Annotated in this window: 20 protein-coding genes; 6 read left to right on the top strand and 14 right to left on the bottom strand. The window is 55.3% G+C overall.

Going from position 1 to position 26,011, the window contains the following annotated elements; all coding sequences use genetic code 11:
* From QCD69_RS08575 to QCD69_RS08550, 6 genes are all read right to left on the bottom strand, one after another.
* The coding region (locus tag QCD69_RS08575; protein WP_301251714.1) for a putative mucin/carbohydrate-binding domain-containing protein at positions 1–2,224 on the bottom strand (2,224 nt) is incomplete at its 3' end.
* A 370-nt stretch (positions 2,225–2,594) separates the two neighbouring features.
* A complete protein-coding gene (locus tag QCD69_RS08570) occupies positions 2,595–4,175 on the bottom strand; it encodes a methyl-accepting chemotaxis protein (protein ID WP_253454029.1) in 1,581 nt (526 codons plus the stop codon).
* A 118-nt stretch (positions 4,176–4,293) separates the two neighbouring features.
* Positions 4,294–5,313: an AI-2E family transporter gene (locus QCD69_RS08565; protein ID WP_253454027.1), complete on the bottom strand. Its 1,020-nt coding sequence runs from the start codon at positions 5,311–5,313 to the stop codon at positions 4,294–4,296.
* A 252-nt stretch (positions 5,314–5,565) separates the two neighbouring features.
* Positions 5,566–5,901 (bottom strand): helix-turn-helix domain-containing protein, encoded by a 336-nt coding sequence (locus QCD69_RS08560; protein ID WP_301251713.1) that lies wholly within the window; start codon positions 5,899–5,901, stop codon positions 5,566–5,568.
* Between the two features lie 284 nt (positions 5,902–6,185).
* On the bottom strand, positions 6,186–6,668 hold the full coding sequence (locus QCD69_RS08555) for an RrF2 family transcriptional regulator (RefSeq protein ID WP_253454025.1): 483 nt from the start codon (positions 6,666–6,668) through the stop codon (positions 6,186–6,188).
* Positions 6,669–6,871: 203 nt separating this feature from the next.
* Positions 6,872–7,741, bottom strand: a complete 870-nt coding sequence (locus QCD69_RS08550; RefSeq protein WP_301251712.1) for an NAD(P)-dependent oxidoreductase — start codon at positions 7,739–7,741, stop codon at positions 6,872–6,874.
* Positions 7,742–8,083: 342 nt separating this feature from the next.
* On the opposite strand from QCD69_RS08550, the gene QCD69_RS08545 reads away from it, so the two are divergent.
* A complete protein-coding gene (locus QCD69_RS08545) occupies positions 8,084–9,268 on the top strand; it encodes a sugar transporter (RefSeq protein ID WP_301251711.1) in 1,185 nt (394 codons plus the stop codon).
* A 118-nt stretch (positions 9,269–9,386) separates the two neighbouring features.
* On the opposite strand, the gene QCD69_RS08540 is transcribed toward QCD69_RS08545, so the two are convergent.
* The 5 genes from QCD69_RS08540 to rhaB all read right to left on the bottom strand — a co-directional run bounded on the left by QCD69_RS08540 (position 9,387) and on the right by rhaB (position 15,064).
* Positions 9,387–10,886 (bottom strand): hypothetical protein, encoded by a 1,500-nt coding sequence (locus QCD69_RS08540; protein ID WP_301251709.1) that lies wholly within the window; start codon positions 10,884–10,886, stop codon positions 9,387–9,389.
* Positions 10,887–11,182: 296 nt separating this feature from the next.
* Positions 11,183–11,497, bottom strand: a complete 315-nt coding sequence (gene rhaM / locus QCD69_RS08535; RefSeq protein WP_253454018.1) for an L-rhamnose mutarotase — start codon at positions 11,495–11,497, stop codon at positions 11,183–11,185.
* Entirely contained in the window at positions 11,487–12,329 is an 843-nt protein-coding gene (rhaD, locus tag QCD69_RS08530) for a rhamnulose-1-phosphate aldolase (protein WP_301251707.1), read from the bottom strand. Before rhaD ends, rhaM begins: the two co-directional genes overlap by 11 nt.
* A gap of 9 nt (positions 12,330–12,338) precedes the next feature.
* Entirely contained in the window at positions 12,339–13,595 is a 1,257-nt protein-coding gene (locus QCD69_RS08525; protein WP_253454016.1) for an L-rhamnose isomerase, read from the bottom strand.
* Positions 13,592–15,064: a rhamnulokinase gene (rhaB, locus tag QCD69_RS08520; protein ID WP_301251705.1), complete on the bottom strand. Its 1,473-nt coding sequence runs from the start codon at positions 15,062–15,064 to the stop codon at positions 13,592–13,594. Before rhaB ends, QCD69_RS08525 begins: the two co-directional genes overlap by 4 nt.
* Positions 15,065–15,364: 300 nt before the next feature.
* Between rhaB and rhaS the strand changes: the two genes are divergently transcribed.
* The gene (gene rhaS / locus QCD69_RS08515) at positions 15,365–16,192 is read left to right on the top strand and encodes an HTH-type transcriptional activator RhaS (protein ID WP_253454013.1); all 828 of its coding nucleotides are present in this window, start codon (positions 15,365–15,367) and stop codon (positions 16,190–16,192) included.
* Between the two features lie 8 nt (positions 16,193–16,200).
* Complete coding sequence (rhaR, locus tag QCD69_RS08510) at positions 16,201–17,052, top strand: HTH-type transcriptional activator RhaR (RefSeq protein ID WP_253454011.1); 852 nt, start codon at positions 16,201–16,203, stop codon at positions 17,050–17,052.
* Positions 17,053–17,077: 25 nt separating this feature from the next.
* Here rhaR and rhaT read toward each other — a convergent pair whose 3' ends face one another.
* Positions 17,078–18,112 (bottom strand): L-rhamnose/proton symporter RhaT, encoded by a 1,035-nt coding sequence (gene rhaT / locus QCD69_RS08505; RefSeq protein ID WP_253454009.1) that lies wholly within the window; start codon positions 18,110–18,112, stop codon positions 17,078–17,080.
* 351 nt (positions 18,113–18,463) lie between these two features.
* Here rhaT and aldA point away from each other — a divergent pair, with 351 nt between their 5' ends.
* The 3 genes from aldA (at position 18,464) to QCD69_RS08490 (ending at position 22,946) form a co-directional block, all read left to right on the top strand.
* Positions 18,464–19,900: an aldehyde dehydrogenase gene (gene aldA, locus QCD69_RS08500; protein ID WP_301251703.1), complete on the top strand. Its 1,437-nt coding sequence runs from the start codon at positions 18,464–18,466 to the stop codon at positions 19,898–19,900.
* 366 nt (positions 19,901–20,266) lie between these two features.
* A complete protein-coding gene (locus tag QCD69_RS08495; RefSeq protein ID WP_253454005.1) occupies positions 20,267–21,544 on the top strand; it encodes an HAAAP family serine/threonine permease in 1,278 nt (425 codons plus the stop codon).
* A 34-nt stretch (positions 21,545–21,578) separates the two neighbouring features.
* Entirely contained in the window at positions 21,579–22,946 is a 1,368-nt protein-coding gene (locus QCD69_RS08490) for an L-serine ammonia-lyase (RefSeq protein ID WP_301251702.1), read from the top strand.
* Positions 22,947–23,214: 268 nt separating this feature from the next.
* On the opposite strand, the gene QCD69_RS08485 is transcribed toward QCD69_RS08490, so the two are convergent.
* A complete protein-coding gene (locus QCD69_RS08485) occupies positions 23,215–24,522 on the bottom strand; it encodes an MFS transporter (RefSeq protein ID WP_253454001.1) in 1,308 nt (435 codons plus the stop codon).
* Complete coding sequence (locus QCD69_RS08480) at positions 24,519–25,949, bottom strand: M20 family metallopeptidase (protein WP_253453999.1); 1,431 nt, start codon at positions 25,947–25,949, stop codon at positions 24,519–24,521. Before QCD69_RS08480 ends, QCD69_RS08485 begins: the two co-directional genes overlap by 4 nt.
* Between the last annotated feature and the right edge of the window lie 62 nt (positions 25,950–26,011).

Below are 26,011 nucleotides of genomic sequence, written 5' to 3'. Positions count from 1 at the left end.
GCACTTCAGGCACTTCAGGCACTTCAGGCACTTCAGGCACTTCAGGCACTTCAGGATGCTCCGTCAGCTCGTTATGCATAGAAAGATAAATATAATATTTTGCAAACAGGATATCACGTAGCGGACGGCTCAAAGCCATGACGGCCAGCCAGAGATCGTCTTTAGCCGCCGCATAATCCGCGCCCACAACCGCATCGTTAGCGGCAATCGCCAGCGAAGCGCTTTCCAGCCTCTCGGCCAGATCCGTCTCTGGGTTGTTGTTTAATTTTTCATTTTTCAGGCCGCTGGCCGTAATAACAAAATGATTGGTTTCACCAGTAGCATCGATTATGCCGGATACGGCGGGCGACAAACGTAAACGAGAAGGTTCACGATGGTAGATTTCAATCCGATCCCCGTAAGAGAAAGCGATTTCGTCGTGAGCAATAAGGCGATCGTTGCCCAGAAAAGTTCTTTTATAGATTTCTCTGTTGCTACCGTCGCGGATCGTAATCTGAGCATAGGTTTGATCCGGGAAATAAACGTGCGGACTGTTTCCACCCGCATTAATGCTGAGCAGGCCTTTGCTGTGGTCCAGCTCGACGCTGGCAAAACTGGCATCGCCCAGCCCCAGCAGGTTAAATACCTGATTAAGTAACGGTGAGGCTATTTTACGCTGGTAATGAATAACCTGCGCTGACTGCCCGGTTTTAACGTTCAGATAGCCTGGCTGCACAGCATACTTTTGGCTTTTACCGGTGGGTAAATGCAGCGTGTAAACGCCAACAGGCAGATCCTCAAGCAGCACTTCCTGCCGGTTAATTTTTACCTGCCGTACGACCGTTGCGCCGTCAAGCAGCGTCAGGGTCTCATTTTCAATCTGACGGAAGTCATCGATATCCAGCGTCAGATTGACGCTGCCGGTCAGGCCGGTTATTTTCAGTTGCTGAACATCCACCAGCGCCAGCGGACTACGCAAATTCAGCTGCTGCTGCAACGCCGCCAGTCGTCCCTCTTCTACCAGCTGATTTAACGGATAAACCGCCTTACCCTGGCAAAACAGATTATTGTCGCGCTGCTGGCGAGTGAGTGGCGCGCCAACCAGCTGCATAAAAGGCGTAACGTCAATTTTGGCGCCCGCTTCGGCAAAGCTGACAGAAAGCATATCCAGCAGCGAATGTTCTTCAGCAATAAAGCCGTCGCGGTTACTGAGCAGACGGTACTGCTGATTAAAGTAGGTAAAGGCTTCCATGCCCGCCTTGTTGACCATCTGCATCATAAAGTAGAGTTTCGAGCGCAGATCCCACTGATTCACTGGCGTGCCGTTACGCACAAAATCATTGATAACTTTTTCCACCGCAGCCTGTCTGCCATAGTCGTACAGCCAGCCTTCCTGATATTGCCTGTCGCCCATTGTAAGATGCTGGTAGCAGGCACAGTGAATATTGTTCCAGACCTCGCGCACGTCGATAAATCTGTCCGACATGAATTTGCCTTCATAACCATGGGCAATTTCGTGCAGGCAGCCCCAGCCGGGCTCTTTGCTGAACAGCCAGAAGTCGCTAACGGTCGGGCTGGTTTCGGCGGTCCAGCGATCGCTGTAATAAGCCGCGCCCGGGCCGCTTTTGTCCGCCTTGATAAAGTAGCGGTTGCGGATATTCCTGTCGGTAATAACAGGCGTCTGGAAAGAAAGGCCAAGCAGCGTGTTATAAAAATTAAAGATATTGCTGTAGCCTTCGATTAAACGGTCGATGCTATTTTGCGCGTGGAGCGTACGCAGTTTTTGTTTATCGGCTGCCGGAATTAAAATATTCACAAACTCGCTGCTGATTAATGCAAACTCAGCGTTCTGGCTGTCCCACAGCTGAAAGAAAGCGCTTTCGCTGCCGCCTTGCTCATAGACAGGCAGCGTGTTAGCCCTGTCGTCATATTCATATTCCACAACGGCAGTGGAAAGATCGTAAGGGGTATCAATAAAAGGCACAGAGGCCGCGCCGGCACTTAACTTCACCCAGGCGGAGCCAAAGCTGACAGAAGCTTCAGTTTGATCATCATTATTCAGTAAACGCAGCGTCAATGAGCCGTTATTGGGCGATAGCTGGCGGACTTTGATCGCCTGCCCTGCAGACAGGATAATTCCCAGATGCTGACGGTCATGATTAATTCCCTTACTCAGACCGGCCGCATCCATCCATACCGGCCTTTCCAGGGAATATATGTTTTTTACTTTACTCAGGGTTGCCATGATTATTTTCTCTTCAGGGGTTATGTCCAAAGAAAGATATCAGGCAAGCGTTATCGCCAGGCGGCAATTATTGATAACAGGTCAGCATTAAATGAAGGAGGTGGCTATACATTTAACTAATTAAAGGGTAAACGCCATGAAAAAAAGAATAGAAAAATATAATTACCCTGCTGGCTTAACAATAAAAGGTGACGCTCTTAACCCTGTCGCTAAATAATTTATTTTTTTAATAGTGAAATAATGGTTATTTAACAGGGTACTCTGTGGCAAAAATAGCAGAACGAAAAGGTACGTTGGGCAGGTCTTCCGCCTATTTATTTAGTAAAGAGAGAATGCGACAGCAGCCGGGCCGCCGTCGCGTTTCTGTGTCCTATACAATAGCGGAAAGCTTAAACACGCTGACGCTACGCAGCAGATTTTCAGCCTGCTGCTGCAGGGACTGCGCCGCTACGGTCGATTCCTGCGACAATGAGGCGTTCTGCTGAGTGGCATCATCCATTTGCGTTACCGCGAGGTTAACCTGATCGATACCGACGCTTTGCTCATTACTTGCCAGCGAGATCTCTGCCACCAGCGAGCTGACGCGGTGCACGTTTTCCACAATATTTTCCATCGCCTGACCCGCGCGTTCGACCAGCGCGTTACCCGTATTGATACGGCTGACCGAGCTGTCAATTAAGGTTTTAATATCCCTGGCGGCAGCGGCAGAACGTTGCGACAGCGCCCGCACTTCAGCGGCCACCACGGCAAAGCCCCGCCCTTCGCTTCCTGCCCTTGCGGCTTCAACGGCGGCGTTCAGCGCCAGAATATTGGTCTGGAAGGCGATGCCATCAATCAGGCTGATAATATTGCTAATTTGGCTGGAAAAATGCTGAATCTCGCCCATCGTATGTACTACTTCCTTCACCACGCTGCCGCCCAGCTGCGCGGCTGACGTGGCATCCTGAGCGATATCGCTGGCATGACGTGCATTGTCAGCATTTTTTCTGACTACGGATGTTAACTGCTCCATCGAGGCCGCCGTTTCTTCCAGCGCGCTGGCCTGTGCCTCATTACGACCGGAGAGATCCTGACTGCCCAGGGCAATCTGTGACGAAGCCGAGGCGATAGTTTCCGTGCCGTCACGCACGTCGGAAACGATACGCGTAAGATTGGTGTTCATCTCTTTCAGCGCGGCCATGAGCGAGGCCGTTTCATCACGGCCTTTCACCACGATTTGCGTCTGCAGATCGCCGGCCGCCACCGTCTGGGCGATTTTTACTGCCTGCGCCAGCGGCTGGGTGATGCTGCGTACCAGCCACCAGGTAATGATGCAGCCGGTCAACAGCGCTAACAGCATCGACAAGGCCAGGATCAGTCTGGTGTGCTGATAACTTTGCTGATTAGCAGCGGCGATCTGCTTATGTAAGCTTTGCGTGTGCGTCAGCACGTTGGCTACCACTTCGTCGATCATTTTCGTCGGCAGACGATCGACGCCGGTGACCAGACGATCGACGCGCTGCGCGCTGTCGGCATCACCCTGCTGGTAAGCCTGTAGCGCGCTGAGATAGCGCTCTTGCAGCTCGCCATGAAGCTTACGCGTCTCCCGCGCTTCACGGTTATCCATGCCTACCGTCGGCATCGTTTCGATCAGCGTGGCAAGCAGCTGCTGAGTCTTGTCGCCCTGTTCAATAAAAGCCGTCCTGTACTTAGCAAAAGCCTCCGGACTCTGACCGCCGCGCAGCAGCGTATTTTTCCACTCCTGTACCTGAATCTTAAACTGCACTTGTGCATTTCGCGCGGTGTCGATAACCCGCTCAATCTGCATTTCCTGCTGCATGATCTGACTGCTTTGCTCAAGCGCGTTTTCGTTGATAGCGAGGCCGCGCAGGCCGATAAATAGCGTGGCGCAAAGCAATACTGCGGCCAGCAGGCCTAAACGCACGCCGATCTTATAATTAGAGAGTTTCATTTGATGCCCTGGTAGATGAAGCGGAAGCAATTTTCCGGTTCTTCAGGAGAAGTTATCGGCAGAAGAATAAAGAAGCTTTATAGCGGAGACTGGCCCCGAACGGGGCCAGTAAAGCAGCTTAAATCAGGCGGGCGTGGCGCAGTTCGCTTTTCAGATAGGCGTAAAACACCGGCGCGGCAACCACGCCCGCCAGGCCAAAGGCGGATTCAAACACCAGCATCGCCAGCAGGATTTCCCAGGTTTTGGCGTTGATACGGGTGCCAAAGATACGGGCATTAATGAAGTATTCCAGCTTGTGCACCAGAATCAGGAAAATCAGCGCGATCAGCGCTGCCTGCAAAGAGATGGAAAGCCCAATCAAAACAATAACCGTGTTGGAGATCAGATTGCCGATCACCGGCAGCATTCCGGCAATAAAGGTCAGGACGATAACGGTTTTGGCAAACGGAAAGTGCAGCCCGAACAGCGGCAGCACGCCGAACAGAAAGCCACAGGTCAGCAGCGTGTTGACCAGCGAGACTTTGATTTGTGCGAAAACCACATCGTGAAAAGAAGCCGCAAGCAGCGTCAGACGTTTTAGCATTGCCTGGGTTAGCGGCGCGTTGCTGGTATCGCTGCCGCTGATGCGCAGCGAGATAATCGCGCCCAGCAGCATTCCGATAAGCATAGTGGCAAAGGTGTGCGCGGCGGTACGGCCCAGCGTTTGCACCACAACCAGATGCTCGCGCAGCCAGGCCATAACCTGATGCTGCAGTTCATCGATATCTGCGGGCAGATAGCGCGTGACCACCGGCGACAGCGTATCCTGCGCATCTTCAAGCAGCTTGCTGGCGGCGGCATGGAAAGCCGCCGGACTGTGGAAGTCGTGCAGCAGAAAGCCAATCAGTTTGGTGATACCGCCCGCCAGCGCTAACAGCACCACCACGGTAAGAAAGAAAATGGTGATCCAACGCGCCAGCGGCCCTTTGACCAGCCTCTCTATCCAGGGCGTCAGCGCCAGAATGGTTTCGTAAACGATAAATCCGGCCAGAAAACACGGCAGCAGGCGTAAAGGAAAAATCATCAGCAGCGCGATAAAGACCAGCAGATAGCTGGCGGCTTCGCAAAGCTGGCGTTTGGTGAGGTTCCGTATCTCCATAGGGATTCCTGTCTGTCTGAAGTCAAAAAGCATTACAATTCAGACAGTATACAATCCTCCGCGTTTTTTCAGGCCTGTTTTGATTTGGTCGAACCTATATTTATGCACTGCGGCAGGAGAACGAAACGGAGGCGGGACGGAAAAGTTAGTTTTGCCCTGGTCGAACTGATATTTATGCGATGCGGCGAGGAACGAAACGGAGGCGGAACGGAAAAGTCAAAGCGGGCCGCTACGCCCGCCATTGAAAAGCAATCAGGCGCTGATCTGCACCTGACGACGCCATGCGCCCGGCGACTGGCCGAACTGACGTTTGAAGCTGCGGTTAAAAGATTGCTGGGAATCGAAACCGAATGAAATCGCCACGTCCAGAATAGGCTCGCCGCCTTTAGCCAGGCGCTCGGCGGATTTTTTCAGACGACGCGCGCGGATATATTCGCCTAAAGCGTGGCCGGTATGCTGCTTAAACATACGCTGCAGATGCCATTTGGAGTAGCCTGCCCGGCGGGCCACGGTATCCAAATCCATCTTGCCTTCAATATGCGTGTCGATCCACATTACCAGGTCGCTGATAAAATCATCATGGCTCATTGTCTTCCCCTTAGAATTATAACCTGTTTTTGCTGTTGACCTCCGCCGCCGGGCGGGGTAAAAGGTAACTGTCATTAGTGCATTTAGTAACGGTAAAACAGACGCGCGCTTAATGCAAGTATAATTGTTGCATTAAATGCGATCGCGAAGCGGCAAAAAGAGAGCGCACAACAAGCGGCGTAGTGCGTAAAGATTACGGCAGCCGTGGCGGCCCGACAGGATTTAAGACAATAAAAAAGCCGGGCATTGTCAGTGCCCGGCCATATTCAGGGTTATCTTGCCCTTCAGGTTTCAGCATTTTCACGGGTTTTCATCGCCTCGCAGCTGCCTTCGGGATAGCGGCGGTCGCGCTCATAGATTTCCCGTAGCGCGTCGGCAACCGTCCGCTTCGCCAGCACGTTGAGCGACGCCTGCTCGGCCTCGTGAGCCAGCTCTTTAAAGAACCAGCAGGTGTTGGCGCTAACCAGACAACGCGCCGGCACTTCCGGGCGGCCTGCCAGCAGCGGTTTATCCTCCAGCACGGAAGTATAGATATCGCAAAGCGTAATCTCCTCCGCCGGACGCCCCAGCCGGATAGTTCCGGTACGGCCCAGCGTAGAGACGATAATGCCATCGCGGGTCAGCGGCACCATCATTTTACGGACAAAACTGGGGTTGGCCTCAAGGCCCATTGCCAGAATTTTGCTGGTGCTGCGTTTACCTTCCCGCTCCGCCTGGGCTATGCAGAGCACCATTTGTAAAGCTGTAGGAAAACGAATATCAAGCATGTTCAGATCCTTGCTTTTAGCTGTGCCTCACCGTATCGGCGGTGATCTAAAAAAGCATTAAAATCAATCAACTAATAAAGATGATAGTAAATTAATATACCAAATAGTGTTGCACTTTAGAAGAAAGCCGTTAAGCAGTTCCTGCTATTTACGCTATAACCCTGAATAACAGAGGGATTATTCCCTCTGTTTTGACAAGAAAGTTATCTGTTTTCCTGCAAATAGCGATAGATGACCGACAGATCTTTTTCGCCATAGCCTGCATCCACGGCCTGCTGCCACAGTTCGGCGATGGTGGTTAATCCCGGCAGACGGCTTTCTTTTGCCGCCGCCAGCGCCAGGCGAGCATCTTTTAACGCCCAGGTCAGGTGCATTTGCGGTTCATAGCTGCCCTCTTTGATCATGCCCAGTTTCGCTTTGGCATAGGGAACCGCCAGCGGCCCGCCGTCCAGTACGTCCCAGAATTCATCCGGTGTAAAGCCAAACTCTTCCGCCATTTGGGTACTTTCCGCCAGCCCCTGCACCATAGAAATAAGCCAGGCGTTGACCACCAGCTTCATGCGCGACGCCGCGCCCGCCGCCCCCAACCACTTCACGCCTTTTGAGATGGCGGCAAAAACCGGCTCGACGGCCTGCGCTTTCTCCCGGTCGCCGCTGGCCAACACCAGTATTTGCGCGTTTTCTGCAGGTGCTTTAGTGCCCGAAACGGGCGCATCCAGAAAAATCACGTCCGGACGCTTCTCGTGCAGGGTTGCGAGCAGCTTTTCCGTCGCCTCTACGCCAATCGTGCCCATTTGCACCAGGATCGCGCCCTGTTTCAGGCCCGACAGCGTTTTTTGCAGCACTTCCTCGGTGATTTCCGCATTCGCCAACATGCTGATGACCACGTCGGCCTCTTTCACCGCCTGTTCCGGCGTTTCCGCCAGCCGCAGGCCGGCGCTTTGCAAATCTTCACCGCGCGCGCTGGTACGGTTCCAGCCGCTGGTGACAAAGCCGTTTTTCAGCAGGTTCGCGGCAAAAGCGTGCCCCATCGCGCCCAATCCCAATACGGCTACAGCGGAACGTTGATTCATTACAGACTCCTTATCGTAAGCGATAAATAACGGTATTCTCTTTCCAGGGTAGCGCAACCCCGTGCGAAATGCTGATTTTCCCGCAGCGGTTATGTAAGAAGGTGTTCCCTGCCTGGCGCATCCCGTAATTGTGGCTATACTCACCGGTCGACAGATTTTTCGCCGTTAAATCAAGAAACAAGGGTGAAAAGCGGTGAATGACCTTCGCCACGCGCCGATTATGCTGATTTACATAAAAATGGCGTTTTTCAATGTCATCTGTCGCACAAATCAAACACAATATGGACACTTTTCTGTTTTCGCGTAACGCGGAACTCACTTATCAACAAGTCGTTAAACCTGATGCAATCAATAACCGTTTCTCGTAAGACCGCATGGCTGCGCGTCATTATGCTGGCCATCGCCGCATTTATTTTTAACACCACCGAGTTCGCGCCGGTTGGCCTGCTTTCCGATATCGCCAGCAGCTTCGCCATGCAGACCGCCCAGGTCGGCCTGATGCTGACGATTTATGCCTGGGTGGTGGCGCTGATGTCGCTGCCGATGATGCTGCTCACGCGGCAAATCGAACGACGTTTTCTGCTCATTGCCATCTTCCTGCTCTTTATCGCCAGCCATGCGCTTTCGGCGTTCGCGTGGAGCTTCAACGTGCTGGTGGTTTCGCGCATTGGCATCGCGCTGTCACATGCTATTTTCTGGTCAATTACCGCCTCGCTGGCTATTCGCGTGGCGCCAGCCGGCAAGAAAACCCAGGCACTGAGTATGCTGGCGACCGGTACGGCGCTGGCTATGGTGCTGGGCCTGCCGATTGGCCGCGTCATCGGACAGTATCTTGGCTGGCGTATCACTTTTGGCGTAATCGGCGTGGTGGCGCTGATGACTATGCTAACCCTGGCGAAACTGCTGCCGAAGCTACCAAGCGAACATACCGGCTCGCTAAAAAGCGTGCCGATGCTGTTCCGTCGCCCTGCCCTGGTCTCGCTGTACCTGCTGATCGTGCTGATTGTTACGGCGCACTATACGGCCTATAGCTATATCGAACCCTTTATTCAGGCCGTGGCGCAGATGGGCGGCAATTTCACCACCTTCCTGCTGCTGATTTTCGGCGCGGCGGGCATTATCGGTAGCGTGCTGTTCAGCGCGTTGGGCAACAAGTTTCCGGCGACGTTTCTGCTGGGCGCGATTACGCTGGTGTCGGTCTGTATGCTCGCGCTGTTAATCGCGGCAACGCATACCGTGGCGATCTCGACGCTGTGTGTTATCTGGGGGCTGTCGATGATGATTATCGGCCTGGCGGTTCAGGTCAGAGTTCTGACGCTGGCGCCGGACGCCACCGACGTGGCGATGTCGCTGATGTCGGGCATCTATAATCTGGGCATTGGCGGCGGCGCGCTGCTGGGCAATCAGGTGAGCCTGCATTTGGGCATGGCGCATATCGGCTATGCCGGCGGCGCAATCGGCCTCTTTTCGCTGGCCTGGTGCGCCTGGAGTATGAAACGCTATCCGCAGCTGCGGATTAACGGTTAATCAACATTTCGATTAACCGTCAGCTGTTTCCCTGGCCTGTGCATTTCCTGAACGTCAGATTTGCCCAGGAAAGCGGATTATCTTACCGTCGCCTTCCGTGGACTGAAGCAGGATGGCTTCAGTCCGCAAAGCGTGGCTGGGGGAAAATGGGATCAGGGATCTGCGCGCCACCTCCATCCTCTACCGGGGGAGGTAATTCATTGCCAGGTATTTGCTCACCAGGCGGGGTAAATTCAGGGCGATTCTCCACCATAACAAGGGAAATATCCAGGGTAGGACTGTCATGGCTGGTCACAATAGTCGGCTGAATAAATACTCTGTGCTTTCTGGTTGGAGAAACAAAACTGTAGACGCAGTTTGTGGCTGAGCCGGTTGTGCTATAGGCAGGATCGCGCTGAATCAATGCAGGACCGGATTGCATAACACGGCTGACTTTGATGGAGTTGCCAGCGCCATAATCTGAAAAATAAAGTACCAAATCAATAGCTTCACCATTGCCTTCAACAATGCGAATAAACAGCTCGGGTTCGGCAGGTCGGAATGAGCTAAATGCCAGAGGGATTACCGCTGTTTCACCATCAAGAACAATCCCGTTATCCATCCTCATCGAATTACTGTATTTCCTGCGCAGGATAAACATATTTTTCCCGGTCAGGTTTTTCATACTTACCGTAAGGTAAGTTCTGCTGTCCGTGCGGGTAGAAATACTGGAATAAATATCTTTAGCCGTTGACAACAGGCCAATCAGAGAACTTATAGCAGCAAAGGATTTCGTCTGAACCTGCGTTTTGGCACGGTACTTATGCAGGCATACCCGAAGGAAGTTTCTTATAGCCGCTTCGCTCCATACGCCTGTGCCGGGATTGTCTAACTGTCTGACAGGATCGCCAGAACGTTTTGCAGAGGGAGTGAAGACAAGCGTGGTCGAACCGGTCGCATTGCGTTCGTTAATTGTCGCTGCTCTGACATCGTTATAGGCCATCCCGAAAGAAGGCTCTCTGCTGTTCTCGGTACCCCGATAAGTCATATAGGTCATCACGTTATCGTTGCCACGGGGGTCAAGGCCTGAAGCATAAACAGGTTCCAGCGTTTCATTATTAACGGTGACGTCCCAGATGAATAACTTGCTAAACCTGTGAGAATAAAAATTAATTCTTAACATAGGGATTTCATGGATACTGGGGTAAGACTCCAGGCCGGTGAAATTCACATCTGCGCTAATAACCAGAAAGCTAAGGTGGAAGACGGCATTGCCATTATTGATCCCATAGGCCGTAGGCCGGTAGCTAAACTCAAACTCCCCTTCATCGCCAGGAAAAAGTACGCCAGGCGTACGACTAAAACGTGCTTCACCTTGAGGATTTGCCGATGCCCTGGTGTATTCCGGGCAAAGAATACATAAAGAGTTATTTTTAATTCTGATCTTCTCAACATTTCTTGAAGGCTGTGCCGCCGGGAAGTTGGCAAGTACCGCGCCCGTAGAAAGCCCTGCGGATAGCGTATCGATAATGCCTTGAGCAGCGTTATAATTTAATAAAACAGGATTATTTTTAACATATTCAAATCCATCATCGATATCATGAGCAGCCTCAAGATCGGTTAACGTGTGAAGTTTCATACATAGCCTCTTTGATCAGTACGCCAGAAATAAGGACGCCGCGATCGTATGCCGATGCCTGAAAGTTCACAATTTCAATTAATAACGGAGCGTGCTTAAAAAATGATGGGCTCTTTGTATTTCAAAATATATTCTCAGAACCCGTAATAATCTGTTGATAAACCTATGCTCAGCCATCGGTTCGCTATAAATCTGGTGAATAGCCGCAGGCTTTTAAGTGTGTCATCCAACTCGTAAAAAAAGCCTGATAATAATTATCAGGCTTTTTTAGCATTAACCGGTTAAGTCAGCCGGGCTTATGCCAGGTAGAATACCGGCTTAAGCTCTTCGCTGACCGGGCTGAAATCCGGGTTTGACGGCATCAGTTCACACATCGACCGCCACCAGCGCTGGCACACTTCCGTGCTGGCGACCGCGTTCCAGCGCGCTTCCGATTCGATCTCCACCACTGCAAACAGCAGATGGCGCGACTCGTCCAGAAAGATGCTGTAATGATGCGCGCCGTGCGCTTTCAGCGTCTGCGCCAGTTCTGGCCAGATGGGATTATGCCGCTGCTCGTACTCCTGATGCTTATCAGGATGCACCTGCATCACAAAAGCCTTACGCAACATGCGGATGCCTTGCTTCCAGCGCGGCGCGCCATGGCTGCACATTGAACCGTTCACCCAGCGCGACCAGCTGTTCCGTGGTAATGCTCTGGCGCATTCCGCCCATCGACAGCACTTTTACCACCACCTCGGAAGATTTCTCCGCCGTGTCGATCAGGCCAAAGGTTTCGTCCAGCGTCGGGCCTGCGCCGAAAATGCCGTGGAACGGCCACATCACCAGGCTGTGCGACGCCATCTGCTCCGCGGTTTTTTCGCCGATGCCGTCGGTGCCCGGCACCATCCACGGCACGATGCCCACGCCGTCCGGGAACACCACCAGACATTCGGTGCTGCCTTCCCACAGCAGGCGGGTAAACAGCGCGGAGTCCAGCTCCACCACATAGCTCAGCGACATAAAGTTAGTGGCATGGCAGTGCATGATGACGCGATCGGCGCCGTTGGTCACTTTCATGCGCACGCTGTGCGACTGGAAATGGGAGGCCAGCTCGGAAGTGGGCAGGCCGCCGTTGCTCAATCCCCAATAAATGCTGTAGGCGCGGCCGTCTTCGCTGACGCGCAGCAGCACCAGGCAGTCCGCCGGATCCAGCTGCACGTTGCGGAAAAATTTGCCGGAGCCGGTGACGATAAACCAGCAGTTTGCCAGTTCCGGTACGGGCTGCGTCAGTTCAACCGTGCGCGGCTCACGGTAGAAATCCTGAGCAAACGGCCGGACTTCTTCATCAAGTAAGCGGTAGCTGACATTGCCGCCGTTGCGTTCATCCCACCCTTTTAACCACATATCCGTAGTGGCTTTTACCATTCCCTGGACGAACCATGAAGTCAGAATGTGTTGCATGTTGCATCCTTAACGTTTGCTGAGAGTTTGTTGTTCATAATGGCGAACGCTGTCAAGCCAGCCTGCGCCCGCCGGGACGTCGTGACGTACGCAGTACGCTTCCCACACCGCCTGCCACGGCAGCGATTTTTGTTCTTCCAGCAGGGCCAGACGCGCGGTGTAGTCGCCTTCCAGCTCCAGCTTTTTCAGTTTGTCCACCGGCTCCAGCAGCGCCCGCAGCAGCGCTTTTTTGGCGTTGCGCGTGCCGATAACCCAGGCGGCGATACGGTTGATGGAGGCGTCAAAGAAGTCGAGACCAATATGCACCTTGTCAAACAGGCGCTGACGCACGATTTCATGCGCGATGGCCTGGGTTTCGTCATCCAGCAGCACCACGTGATCGCTGTCCCAGCGCACCGGGCGGCTGACGTGCAGCAGCAGACGCGGCACGTAGAGCATGGCAGTTGAGATCTTGTCGGAGATAACTTCAGTCGGATGAAAATGACCGGCATCCAGCGTCAGCGCCGTCTGGCGGCTGGCGGCATAGCCCAGGCAGAATTCGTTTGAGCCAACGGTATAGCTTTCCGCGCCGATGCCGAAAAGTTTGCTCTCTACCGCATCGATATGGTGCGCCGGATCCAGCTTCTCGCTGATGATCTCGTCAAGCGAGTTCGCCAGGCGTTCGCGCGGCGCAAAGCGATCGATGGGCAGATCTTTCATGCCGTCCGGGATCCAGATATTCATAATCGACGGCGTGCCCAGCTGTTCGCCAAACGCGGCCGAAATTTTGCGGCTGGCTTTACAGTGTTCGATCCAGAATTCACGGATCTCTTTATTGGCGCTGGCCAGCGTAAAGCCGTTTTCGCTCAGCGGATGCGAAAAGCAGGACGGGTTGAAATCCAGACCCAGGCCGTTGGTTTTTGCCCATTCCACCCAGTTGGCAAAGTGCTGCGGTTTGATTTCGTTGCGTTCGACCCGGCTGTCGCTTTCCAGATAAATGGCGTGCAGGTTCAGCCTTTTGGGGCCAGGGATCAGCGACATCGCCTGTTCCAGATCGGCGCGAAGTTCGACCGCCGTTCTGGCTCTTCCCGGATAGTTGCCGGTCGCCTGAATGCCGCCGGTTAACGCGCCCTGAGGATTTTCAAAACCGCGGACGTCATCGCCCTGCCAGCAGTGCATTGAGATCGGCAGCTGATCCAGCTGCTTCAGTGCGGCGTCAACGTCCACGCCTTGCTCGGCAAAGCGTGATTTTGCCAGTTCAAACGCCTGCTCAATTGCTTGGGTCATACGCATAGCTCCTTAACCGAATGTGTCAGTGACTGAAAAAGCGCCCAGCTGCGGCTGTAAGCGTCACTGGCCTGTGGAATAAAAGTGTTCAGCGGGAAATTTTGGGTGACCAGCTGGCGGAAATGGGTGACATCCCTGACGCTGCCGTGGGCGATCAGCTGGCTGCCGATATTGCCAAGCGTGGAGGCTTCGACCGGCCCGGCAACCACCGGAATACCGCAGGCGTTGGCACAAAGCTGATTCAGCAGCGGATTCTGACAGCCGCCGCCAACGATGTGCAGCTGGCTGAAAGGCGCGCCCCGTACGGCGGCAAGCTCTTCCAGCACGAAGCGGTAATAGAGCGCCAGACTGTCAAAAATACAGCGAGCCAGCGCGGCGGCCGTGGCAGGCGTCGGCATCCCCTGTCCGGCGCAGGCGTCCTGAATTTCGCGCACCATATTGACCGGATTGATAAAGCGTTCATCGTTGGGGTTAATAAGCGACCGGCAGGCAGGCTGCGCTTCTGCTTCCCGCACCAGCGCCGGCAGATCGTCGATAGCCAGTTCGCGGCAGACGCGCTGCAGCAGCCAAAGGCCCATAATATTTTTCAGCACGCGGTAGCGCCCTTCCGCGCCGCCCTCGTTGGTAATGTTGGCGGCCAGCGCGGCGGCATCGTTATAAGGTTGCAGGCTTTCAAAGCCCATCAGCGACCAGGTGCCGGAGCTGAGCCAGGCGACGTTGTCCGTGGTGAGCGGCGCCGCCAGCACGGCGCTGGCCGTATCGTGCGTAGCGACGGCGATGACCGGGACGGATAAGCCGGTGCTGGCCTTCCAGTCGCCAATTTTTACGCCGGGCGCGGTGGGCTTGCCGAACCAGGCGGGATTGGCACCCGTCCATTCCAGCAGCGCATTATCCCACTCGCCGCTCTGGCTATTCAGCAGCTGCGTGGTGGTGGCGTTGGTGTATTCCCAGTTAAGCTTGCCGGTCAGGCGATAGTGGAAATAGTCCGGGATCAGCAAAGCGTGACGCACGTCATTGAGCCATTCCGGCTGGCTCTCGCACAGCGCACGCAGCTGATAAAGGGTGTTGAAAGGCAGGAACTGGATTGCGGTGCGCTGGTAGATGGCTTGCCGTCCCAAATCGGCGCAGGCCTTCTGCATTACGCCCCAGGTCCGGTCGTCACGATAGGAAACCGGCAGCCCAATCCGCTCACCCTGCTTATTCAGCAGCACGTAATCCACGCCCCAGGTATCAATACCGATACTGTCCGGCGCAATGCCCTGCTGAATCAGCTTGTCCAGCGAAGCAAGGATAAATTTTTCCAGTGCATCCACATCCCAGCATTGCCGCTCTTCCCTGACGACCAGGCTATTGACGCAGCGGGCGACCTCTTCCAGCGCCAGCTTGCCGCTTTGCAGATCAAAGCGGCCCAGCATCACGCGTCCGCTGGAGGCGCCCATGTCGATGGCAACACAATTTTGTAGGCTCATGGCGATGGCTTCCTGTCTGTTTAGTGCCCCCTAGTCTAAAAGCCGCTGCTTTTGGCACCTTCCTGCCAGTGCCAGGCGTGATCCCTCGCTGGCAACAGGGCAAAGGTGAACGTGAAGCAGCTCACATTTCCTGCTGAGGCGCCGGCAAATTAACGGTGTGACGCGACGCGCACTTCCCAACTTGCCTGCGCACTTTCTTGAAAAACAAGCGGATTTGCCGATGTTTCCGGTCAAAAAATCAAGGCAGCAACGCAGGCGGCGGCGGTAAACTGACCCCAGAGTCGACCCAGGAGATGCACCATGACCCTACTACATAGCGTGGACTTTTTTCCCGGCGGCGGCCTGCCCGTTGCCATTGAACCTCGTATGCCGCAGAGCGCCTTTCCTGAACATCACCACGAGGATTTTCACGAAATTGTGCTGGTTGAACAGGGTGCGGGCGTGCACGTGTTCAACGGCGAACCCCGTACGCTTTGCGGCGGATGCGTTTGCTTTGTGCGCGATCATGATCGCCATCTTTATGAAAAAACGGATCGTCTGATCCTGACCAACGTGCTTTATCGTGGGCCGGAGGCGTTTCGCTTTATTACCAACTTCCAGCATCTTTTACCTCAGGAAAAAGAAGGACATTACCCCTCGCACTGGCGTATCAGCGGCCGGGTGATGGAACAGGCGAAAACGCTGATTAAAGAACTGGGCGCGCCGGTAGATCCGAAACAGCCCGAAGCGAGGGCCGAGCAGGAGCTGCGCTTTATGCAGCTGCTGGTGCTGTTGCGGCGCGGATGCAGCGAGCAGCCCGGTGACGATCAGAGCGGGAGAATGCGCGGTCTGCTGGACTGGCTGGCCGACCATTACAGCGAGGAAGTGGACTGGGACGCGCTGGCGGATAAGTTTTCACTTTCGCTGCGCACGCTGCATCGCCAGCTGAAACAACAGACGGGCAGCACGCCCCAGCGTTACCTTAACCGCCTGCGTCTGTTGCAGGCGCGGCATTTGTTACGCCACAGTGAAATGCGTATTACCGATATCGCCTACCACTGCGGATTTGGTGACAGCAATCACTTTTCTACCCTTTTTAAGCGTGAATTTGGCTTTTCTCCGCGTACCATCAGGCAAAATGACCTGTGAGGTGACACGTGAGCAAGCCGCTTTGTCTGGCGAAAGCCGACTATTTTCCGTCCGGGCTGATGCCGGTCGCTATTGCCGACCGCGCGCCCCAGCAAACTTTCCCGTCCCATATTCATGAGTTCTGCGAGCTGGTGATCGTCTGGCGCGGCAACGGGCTGCACGTGATGAACGATCGCCCCTGGCTTATTACCTGCGGCGATCTGTTCTACATCAGTCCTGAAGACTGCCACAGCTATGAGTCGGTCAACGAGCTGGTGCTGGACAACGTGATCTACTGCCCGGAGCGCTTTCGTCTTGGCCTGGACTGGTCGCAGTTTCTGCCGCAGGAAAAAAAGGCCTGGCGGCTGACGACGCGCGGCATGGCTTTGGCGAGAAGCGTGATCCAGCAGCTGGCGCAGGAGAGCGCCAAAAGCGATCGGCTGTCGCGTCAGCTGACGGAGGCGCTGTTTTTACAGCTGGTGTTGATCCTACAGCGTCACCGCTACGCGGCGGACGTTGCCTGGCAGCTGCCTGAGGGCGAACAGCTGGATCTGCTAATGTCGGCCATTCAGGGCCAGCTGGCCCATTTCGATCTCAGCGATTTTTGTCTTCAGCATCAGCTGTCGGAGCGCGCGCTCAAGCAGCTGTTTCGTCAGCAGACCGGCATGACGCCAGGCCAGTATCTGCGGCAGCTGCGCATGTGTAAGGCTAAATTTTTGCTGCGCAGCACGCCTTCGCTGATTGGCGACGTGGCCGCGCTGTGCGGCTTTGAGGACAGCAACTATTTTTCCGTCGTGTTTACCCGGGAAACCGGCATGACGCCCAGCGCCTTTCGCCAGCAGTTCGAACAGCACCGTCAGAAAAAAGCCGCCGCATGGTAAGCGCCACATCCCTGTGGCGTTCCGATCAGGAGATCATCCCCAGACCAACGATGTTGGCGGCAAGAATAATAACCAGACAGCCGCCGCACAGCACGCTGACCGGACGTTTGCCGACGTTCTTCCACTCTTTCAGCACCAGCCCGACCAGCCCTCCGCAGAGCACGTAGAAACTCATGTGCAGCATCCAGCTGATAAAGTCATACTGCGCGGGAATGCGGGCGTGGCCCCAGGCATAGAAGAAGAATTGCAGATACCACATGGTGCCGCCCAGCAGCGACAGCAGCAGATTGCTGACCAGCAGCGGTTTCGCTACCGAGAAATCCGCCTTTACCGACAGGCTGGACTGGGTAGCCAGACGGATAAAGCAGTAGCCCAGGTTAACCAGCGCGCCGCCGCCCATAATCACCACATAGCTGGGCAGCGCGGCATATAAAGGATTGATGCCCAGCTCCAGGGCGGCGTCTTGCATCGGTTTGGCGGCGTTCATCGCAAACGACATGCCGGCAGAGAAAATTCCGCAGAACACAGCCAGCACCAGCCCTTTTTTAAGGTTGAACTCTTCCGCCGTAATGCCCATTGCCCGCTCTTTCAGCAGCCCGGCGCGGGAAACAATCGCCACGCCGCACAGCGCCACCAGTACCCCCAGCAGCGTCAGCCGGCCGCCCGTGGAGCTGAACAGTTCGACAAATCGCCCCTGTAACAGCGGCGTCATCAGCGTGCCGACCACCAGCGTTACGCCGATAGCGATCCCTATTCCCATCGACATGCCCAGGTAGCGCATGGTTAAACCATAGTTAATATTGCCAATCCCCCACATGGCGCCGAACAGAAAAACAGGCAGCAGCTGCGCGAGCGAAAAAGAGCCGTAAAATTCCCAAAAATCAGGCAGCAGCGCGGCGCTGACGGCCCAGGGCAGAATAAGCCATGACATGATCCCGCCTACGGACCACATGGTTTCCCAGGACCAGTGACGCACTTTTTTAAATGGCGCATAGAAGCAGGCGGCGCTGGCCGCGCCCACCAGATGCCAGAAAATACCTGCAAAGATAAGGTGGCTCATGCTTTTTTTCCTTCATAGGAGGGTAAAATTCCCGGTAGGCTGAGTCTACGAAGGTTGCCTCTCTCCACACCTTTGGCTGGCTGCCTGCGCCGGCATGAAAATGGCAAAATCCACCGTCTTATCCCGTCTGCGATCACAGATACAGGTTATCTGTCTTTGTTCTGAAAAACAGCCAAATATTTCCATTAAACTGCTGTTTATTCAGCACTCTTCGTCAAATCTCTTTGTCTTTTTGCCAGTTTCACGCGTGGCGTGGCGCTCAGAGAAAGGCATTAACTCTCTCAATGCGGCAGCATAACTGCAACATTGCATTAACTAAAATACAAAATATCATTTACGGAGACGACGCCTGTGACGCGCCTGCATCATTGTTTTATTAACGGCCAGTTTGTTGAGAATCGCAGCGATCGCTGGATTGACGTGATTAACCCCGTTACCGAAGCGCTGCTGTGCCGCATCCCTCAAAGCGATAAAGAAGAGGCCGATCGCGCCATCAGCGCGGCCAAAGCTGCCCAACCCGCCTGGGAAGCGTTACCGGCCGTTGAACGTGGCCGCTGGCTGCGCCAGATTGCGGCAGGCATTCGTCGTCGTGAAGCGGAGCTGACCGCCACTATCGTGGCGGAAGGCGGCAAAACGCAGCAGCTGGCCCAGACGGAAGTGCTGTTTACCGCAGACTATCTGGATTATATGGCCGAATGGGCGCGCCGTTATGAAGGGGAGATTGTGCAAAGCGATCGCCCTGACGAAACCATCCTGATATTGAAAAAAGCGATTGGCGTGACCACGGGGATCCTGCCGTGGAACTTCCCTTTTTTCCTGATTGCCCGCAAAGCCGCTCCGGCATTGATAACCGGCAATACCATTGTGATCAAACCCAGCGAGCTGACGCCGGCCAACGCGATAATATTTGCTGAAATCGTTGAAGAGATTGGGCTGCCGCCGGGCGTGTTTAATCTGGTAACCGGCTATGGGCCGGAGGTAGGACAGGCTCTGGCCGCCAGCCCGGAAGTGGGAATGGTCAGCCTGACCGGTAGCGTAAACGCCGGGATCGCCACGCTGGAGGCGGCAGCGAAAAACGTCACCAAAGTCGCGCTGGAGCTGGGCGGCAAAGCGCCCGCCATCGTCATGAACGATGCGGATCTGGATCTGGCGGTAAAAGCCATCGTGGCTTCGCGCATGATCAATACCGGGCAGGTCTGCAACTGTACGGAGCGCCTTTATGTCCAGGAAGGCGTTTATGATGAGGTGGTGCGCCGCCTGACGGCGGCTTTTAATGCGGTCAGCTGCGGCGATCCCGCGCAGGACGACACGCTGGATATGGGCCCGCTGATTTCTGCCGACGCGCTGGCGCGGCTGGAGCACAAAGTGGCCCATGCTGTGGAACAGGGCGCGACTGTAGCGGCTGGCGGCAAACGCAAAGGCGATCGTGGGTTCTTCTTTGAGCCAACGCTGCTGACCAACGTACGCCAGGACATGGCTATCGTCCGGGAAGAGACTTTTGGCCCGGTGCTACCGGTTATCCCCTTCGCAACGCTGGATGACGCGATCGCGCTGGCTAACGACAGCGAATATGGGCTGACCTCCTCCATTTTTACCGAAAACCTGAATACGGCGATGCAGGCGATGAAAAAGCTGCGGTTTGGCGAAACCTACGTTAACCGCGAAAATTTTGAAGCGATGCAGGGTTTCCATGCTGGCTGGCGTAAATCCGGCATTGGCGGCGCCGACGGTCGCCACGGCCTGGAAGAATATCTACAGACCCACGTCGTTTATTTACAGGCACGCTGAATAACCAGGGCCGATGGTAGTCGGCCTTTTTCTTCTCACTCAAAAGTTATCACGCGCTTATAATTCTGCGTGTTACCTCCGCTTAATTAATTTTTTTAAATTATAAAATATATTTTATTTGCAGCCTGATTTTTATCCCTCCTGATTATTAATCCTCAACAAACCCTCTCAGCAAAATAATAAAGTGCGCGTTAAGACTTTTTTAATATCCGATGCGAGATCCGGATCACTGTTTATCCGTCGCGTTCAGGTTAGTTTCCTTGCCGCCGCCTGAGTAGTTTAATATCGCGCTCCGAGCGGAATAACCCATACTAAATTTTGATAATTTGGCAGCTTTTTAGATTATTATTTTAACCGGAGAGTACAATGCATATTCCTCAGGCAGCCGCAGAACCGCTTGCCGCTACGACGTGGCGTAAAACCGATACCGTCTGGATGCTGGGACTATACGGCACCGCCATCGGCGCAGGGGTGCTTTTCCTGCCGATCAATGCCGGCGTTGGCGGGTTAATTCCGCTGATTATTATGACCCTTCTCGCCTTCCCTATGACCTATTACGCCCATCGCGGGCTGACTCGTTTTGTGCTGTCGGGTAAAAATCCCGGCGAAGATATAACGGAAGTGGTGGAAGAACATTTTGGTCGCGGCGCAGGCAAGCTGATAACCCTGCTCTATTTTTTAGCTATCTATCCTATTCTGCTGGTTTACAGCGTGGCGATAACCAATACGGTAGAGAGTTTTCTGACGCATCAGCTGGGTATGATCAGCCCACCGCGTATGGTGCTGTCGCTGCTGTTGATCGTGGCGATGATGGCTATCGTGCGGTTTGGCGAACAGATGATCGTAAAAGCGATGAGCGTGCTGGTTTTTCCATTTGTCGCCGCGCTGATGGTGCTGGCCGTTTATCTGATCCCTCGCTGGAACAGCGCCGCGCTGGATACGCTTTCTTTTACTACGACCAGCTCAGGCAGCCTGATGTTGACGCTCTGGCTGGCGATACCGGTGATGGTATTTTCTTTTAACCATTCGCCAATTATCTCTTCTTTTGCCGTCGCCAAACGCAAAGAGTATGGCGCGGACGCCGAGCCGAAATGTTCCCGCATTCTGGCACGCGCGCACGGCATGATGGTGCTGACGGTGATGTTTTTTGTTTTCAGCTGCGTCCTCAGCCTGACGCCGGCCGATCTGGCCGCGGCTAAAGCGCAAAATATCTCCATTCTTTCTTATCTGGCCAATCATTTTAACGCCCCGGTTATCGCCTGGATGGCGCCGATTATCGCCATGATCGCTATAACAAAATCTTTCCTGGGACACTATTTAGGCGCGCGCGAGGGGTTTAACGGCATCGTAGCAAAATCGTTGCGCTCCGTCGGAAAAGAGATCGAGCCGAAAAAGCTTAACCGCCTGACGGCGCTGTTTATGCTGCTGACCTGCTGGCTTGTCGCCACGCTGAATCCCAGCATTCTGGGCATTATCGAAACGCTCGGCGGGCCGGTGATCGCCATGATCCTGTTCCTGATGCCGATGTATGCGATCCGCAGGATCCCGGCGATGCAGCAGTATCGCGGCCACCTCAGCAACCTTTTCGTGGTGCTGGCAGGCCTGGTCGCCATTTCGGGCATTGTTTACTCACTGATGAATTGATCGGCCGGGCCTTCTCTTTTCGCGCGGAGTTTTTATGATTAGCGTTTTCGACATGTTTAAAATCGGTATCGGGCCTTCCAGCTCGCATACCGTCGGGCCAATGAAGGCCGGTAAAACTTTTATTGATGAATTAATTGCCCACCATCTGCTCCTTGACGCCACCTCGCTGGTTGTCGATTTATACGGCTCGCTTGCGGCGACGGGCAAAGGGCACAATACCGACACCGCTATTATTATGGGGCTGGCCGGCTGGCTGCCGGAAAGCGTCGATATTGATGCCATTGCGCCTTTTATGCAGCAGCTGGCCGCTACGGGTCATCTTCCCCTGGCTGAAGGCAAACACGAAGTCGCCTTTCCGCTTGAGCAGTGCATGGTTTTTCACAGCGTGAATTTGCCGCTTCATGAAAATGGGATGCGTATTACCGCCTTTGCCGGTTCCCGGCGCCTGTTGACCAGAGTCTACTATTCCGTGGGCGGCGGCTTTATCGTTGATGAAGCGCATTTTCATCAGCCACGGCAAAGCGCCGTTGCGGTGCCCTGGCCCTATAAAAATTCCGCCGACCTGCGCCAGCACTGCGCCGAAACCGGGCTGTCGCTTTCCGGGCTGATGATGCAAAACGAGCGGGCTTTACATTCTCCGCAGGAGTTGGATGCTTACTTGTTGCGGTTGTGGGAAGTCATGAGCAACGGCATTGCTCGCGGCATGACTACGGAAGGCATTATGCCAGGCCGTTTGCGGGTGCCGCGTCGTGCGGCAGCCCTGCGCCGCACGCTGGTCAGCAGCGATAAAACCACCAGCGATCCCCTGGCGGTAGTTGACTGGATCAATATGTTTGCGTTGGCGGTCAGCGAGGAAAACGCCACGGGCGGCCGCGTGGTAACCGCACCGACCAACGGCGCCTGCGGTATTATCCCGGCGGTGCTTGCCTATTACGATAAGTTTATTCGTGAAGTCAACGCCGGTTCGCTGGCTCGCTTTATCCTGGCCGCCAGCGCTATTGGCTCGCTGTATAAGATGAACGCCTCGATTTCGGGCGCGGAAGTAGGCTGCCAGGGAGAAGTGGGCGTCGCCTGCTCCATGGCCGCCGCCGGGCTGGCCGAACTGCTGGGCGGCAGCCCAGCCCAGGTTTGCATCGCGGCGGAGATTGCCATGGAGCATAACCTTGGGCTGACCTGCGATCCGGTGGCGGGCCAGGTGCAGGTACCCTGCATTGAGCGCAACGCCATCGCGGCCGTCAAAGCGGTTAACGCGGCACGGATGGCGCTTTATCGCGTCAGCGAGCCTCGGGTCTGTCTGGATAAGGTGATTGAAACCATGTATGAAACGGGAAAAGATATGAATGCTAAATATCGTGAGACTTCTCGTGGCGGCCTGGCAATTAAAGTGGTCACCGCCAGTTAAGCCAGGGTTGGCTTAGCCGTATCGATCGTTGCCCTGTTTGGCCCGCGTCATAATCACGCGGGCTTTTTATCGCTTTAGAAAGGCGCGCGCCTGTCGCGTTTGGTTGCTGCACATAGCCTGAAAGGCGCATATCCGTTGTTTCAGGCTGGTTTTATAAGGCACGCATCTTTTGTTCCTGGCCAGTTGCCAGAGTTTTTAACAAAGGCTCGTTCCTGGCCGGTTGCCAGAGTTTTTACTAAAGGCATGAACCTTTCGTTTCGGGCTGCTTCTACAGCGCTTCACCCCGCTCGCCCGTTTGTTCTTCTCCTGGCCTGGTTTGACTTTTCAGTAGCGCCCAGCCGCTGAGCAGCGTCAGTGCCATCAGGTAATAGCCCGGTGCCAGGCTGGTGCCGGTCGCGCTAATCAGCAACGTACAGATCAGCGGCGCAAAACCACCAAACAAGGTCACAGCGACGTTGTAACTAATCGCCATACCGCTGGCGCGCGTGGTCACCGGGAAGAGATCGGCCATCATTGACGGCACCACTGAGAAGTAGACCGATTTCAGCAGCGCCAACCAGCCGACCAGCAACAGCAGCCTGCCCGCCGTCGGCTGGTTCACCACCAGCGCGAAAGCCGGATAAATAGTTACCAGCAGCAGCGACAGCGAGCCCCACATCAGCGGCCTGCGCCCGATTTTTTCCGCCCACAGCCCCATCAGCGGCGTGACCACCGTCAGGATTATGCCCGCAAGCAGCGTGGCGCTGAAGGCCGTGGTCGCAGAAAGATGCAGGCTTTTGGTGGCGTAGGTCGGCACGTAGTTAAGCATATAGTTGATGCCGGTTGAAATAATCATCAGGCCGATCGCCAGCAGCATCAGGCTTTTCTGCTGCCCTGCCAACAGCCGAAGCGGCGAGCGAATTTTCTCACGGCGGCTGAAGCTTTCCGGCTCGTGCAAATGACGACGAATGTACAGCCCGACCGGGCCAATCAGCAGGCCGAAGGCAAAAGGAAGGCGCCAGCCCCAGCTTTCCATCTGCGCCTCGCTCAGAGAGTGTGCCAGCCCAAGACCAAACGCCGAAGCCATCAGCGTGCTGGCTCCCTGAGTGGCGAACTGCCAGCTGGCGATAAAAGCGCGGCGCTGCGGGAAGTGCTCAACCAGGAAAGCCGTCGAGCTGCCGAATTCGCCGCCGGCGGAAAAACCCTGGATCAGGCGAGCCAGCAGCACCAACACCGGCGCGGCCAGGCCGATAGTGGCGTAAGCGGGCATAAGAACAATGATAGCGCCGCCCAGCATCATCAGGGAAATGGACATCAGCAGCGCTTTTTTGCGCCCGACGCGATCGGCATAGGCGCCCAGCACCACCGCGCCAAGCGGGCGGATCAGAAAAGAAACGCCAAAACTGCCGAAGGTCAGCAGCAGCGACACCGCCGGATCCGCCGTGGGGAAAAAAGCCTGCGCGATATAGCTGGCGAAGAAGCCATAAATCGCAATATCGAACCACTCCAGCGCGTTGCCGATACAGGTGGCGAACAGCGTTTTATACAGGTTGGGCGTGGCCGCTACAGAACGCTGCTGGTCGATTAAGGTACTCATTGCGCGCCTCCTTGCTGCTGCCTGAACCGCTGGTGGCTGGCAATCAGTTCGCTGCCCTTCTCGCCCAGATCCCACAGCAGCCGGGTCATTATCTGCAAACCCTCACGCGCAACAGATTGCAGCATGTGTTCATCCACGGCGTGTTGGCCGCAGGCCGGATAGGAGTGCGGGATCCAGAGCGTGGGCAGGTTCAGAATATGCGCGAAGACGTCATTCGGCAGTGAACCGCCCAGGTTTGGCAGCAGCGCGGGCTTTTTGCCGCTGACCTGCTGGATTGCCTCCAGCGCCCAGCCCACCAGCGGATTGCGCGGATCGAGCCGGGTTGCTGGCGAGCCGCGCAGCATCTTCACTTCTACCTGGCTGAATCCTGCTGCGGCCAGGTGCTCACGCAGGTGACGCTCAATGTTTTCCCAGTCGGTGCCCGGCACAAAACGCAGCTGGCAGACCGCCGTTGCGCTGCCGGGAATAGCGTTCATTGGCCGCGCCGGATTGCCCGTCAGAAAGGACAGCATCTCCAGAGTGTTCCAGCCATAGAGCCGTTCAGTGGGCGTCAGCCCCGCTTCGCCCCATTGCGCATCGATCTGCGGGCCGTTGACATCCTGTTGCAGGGTAATGTCGCTCAGGATCGCGCGGATCTCTTCCGTCAGCGCCGGCGGCTTCAGCGACGCAACCTGAAGCTGGCCGTGCTGGTTCACCAGAGAGGAAAAAGCGTTCGCCAGCTGGGTGCCAGGATTGCTGAGCAGGCCGCCCCAGTTGCCGGAATGGTAGTCGCGATCGCGGGCGTTGATGCTCAGCCGAACGTTTACCGCCCCGCGCGAGCCAAGAAACAGCGTGGGCCTTTCGGCGCTCAGCCTGGGGCCGTCAGAGGCGATAAAAATATCTGCGCCGAGCAGTTCCGGGTTTTCGCGACAGATTTGCGCCAGGCCGGGCGAGCTGATCTCTTCGCCCATTTCGAACAAAAATTTGCAGTTAAACCCCAGCCTGCCGCCGCGAGCCGCGTAGATCTGTTCGAGCGCGGCGATATTGACCGAGTGCTGGCCTTTGTTGTCCGCGCTGCCCCGCCCGTACCAGCGGTCGCCCTCTTCCGTCAGCCGCCACGGAGCCAGCCCTTCGCGCCAGTTTTCGTCGTCGCCGAACACTACGTCGCCGTGTCCGTAGCAGAGCAGCGTCGGCAGCGCGGCGTCTTCAATACGCGAGGCCAGCAGAAACGGGTAGCGCGGCGCCTGAGGATTATCGATTGCGATTAGCTCAAAGCCCATTGCCTGCATGGCCGGGGCGATTTCCTGCTGCAGGTAGCGCTGGATCTCCGCCTCGCGGTTCTCCCGCTGGCTTTCGGAACGAATGGCGATGCGTCTGGCCAGCACCTGTTTAAACTCACCGCGGTCAAACCATGCCATGGCCTGCGTCAGAAGCTGCTCGAGGGTCATAAGTCACCTGTGTTTGCTTTTATAGTGTTATGGCTTCCATCTAAGCTAAAATCTGGCTTTGC

The sequence above is a fragment of the Erwinia sp. PsM31 genome, from assembly GCF_030433775.1.
Classification (GTDB): Bacteria; Pseudomonadota; Gammaproteobacteria; order Enterobacterales; family Enterobacteriaceae; genus Erwinia; species Erwinia aeris.
This window is presented reverse-complemented; position numbering and strand designations above follow the sequence as displayed.

What these genes read in the sequence shown, in the direction of transcription:
- QCD69_RS08545 (WP_301251711.1), top strand. Translation starts at nt 8,084, where the DNA reads ATGCAATCAATAACCGTTTCTCGTAAGACCGCATGGCTGCGCGTCATT.
- QCD69_RS08570 (WP_253454029.1), bottom strand. Translation starts at nt 4,175, where the DNA reads ATGAAACTCTCTAATTATAAGATCGGCGTGCGTTTAGGCCTGCTGGCC.
- QCD69_RS08555 (WP_253454025.1), bottom strand. Translation starts at nt 6,668, where the DNA reads ATGCTTGATATTCGTTTTCCTACAGCTTTACAAATGGTGCTCTGCATA.
- QCD69_RS08485 (WP_253454001.1), bottom strand. Translation starts at nt 24,522, where the DNA reads ATGAGTACCTTAATCGACCAGCAGCGTTCTGTAGCGGCCACGCCCAAC.
- QCD69_RS08565 (WP_253454027.1), bottom strand. Translation starts at nt 5,313, where the DNA reads ATGGAGATACGGAACCTCACCAAACGCCAGCTTTGCGAAGCCGCCAGC.
- QCD69_RS08480 (WP_253453999.1), bottom strand. Translation starts at nt 25,949, where the DNA reads ATGACCCTCGAGCAGCTTCTGACGCAGGCCATGGCATGGTTTGACCGC.
- rhaS (WP_253454013.1), top strand. Translation starts at nt 15,365, where the DNA reads ATGACCCTACTACATAGCGTGGACTTTTTTCCCGGCGGCGGCCTGCCC.
- QCD69_RS08525 (WP_253454016.1), bottom strand. Translation starts at nt 13,595, where the DNA reads ATGACCCAAGCAATTGAGCAGGCGTTTGAACTGGCAAAATCACGCTTT.
- QCD69_RS08540 (WP_301251709.1), bottom strand. Translation starts at nt 10,886, where the DNA reads ATGAAACTTCACACGTTAACCGATCTTGAGGCTGCTCATGATATCGAT.
- rhaT (WP_253454009.1), bottom strand. Translation starts at nt 18,112, where the DNA reads ATGAGCCACCTTATCTTTGCAGGTATTTTCTGGCATCTGGTGGGCGCG.
- QCD69_RS08495 (WP_253454005.1), top strand. Translation starts at nt 20,267, where the DNA reads ATGCATATTCCTCAGGCAGCCGCAGAACCGCTTGCCGCTACGACGTGG.
- QCD69_RS08490 (WP_301251702.1), top strand. Translation starts at nt 21,579, where the DNA reads ATGATTAGCGTTTTCGACATGTTTAAAATCGGTATCGGGCCTTCCAGC.
- QCD69_RS08550 (WP_301251712.1), bottom strand. Translation starts at nt 7,741, where the DNA reads ATGAATCAACGTTCCGCTGTAGCCGTATTGGGATTGGGCGCGATGGGG.
- rhaD (WP_301251707.1), bottom strand. Translation starts at nt 12,329, where the DNA reads ATGCAACACATTCTGACTTCATGGTTCGTCCAGGGAATGGTAAAAGCC.
- QCD69_RS08560 (WP_301251713.1), bottom strand. Translation starts at nt 5,901, where the DNA reads ATGAGCCATGATGATTTTATCAGCGACCTGGTAATGTGGATCGACACG.
- rhaM (WP_253454018.1), bottom strand. Translation starts at nt 11,497, where the DNA reads ATGTTGCGTAAGGCTTTTGTGATGCAGGTGCATCCTGATAAGCATCAG.
- rhaB (WP_301251705.1), bottom strand. Translation starts at nt 15,064, where the DNA reads ATGAGCCTACAAAATTGTGTTGCCATCGACATGGGCGCCTCCAGCGGA.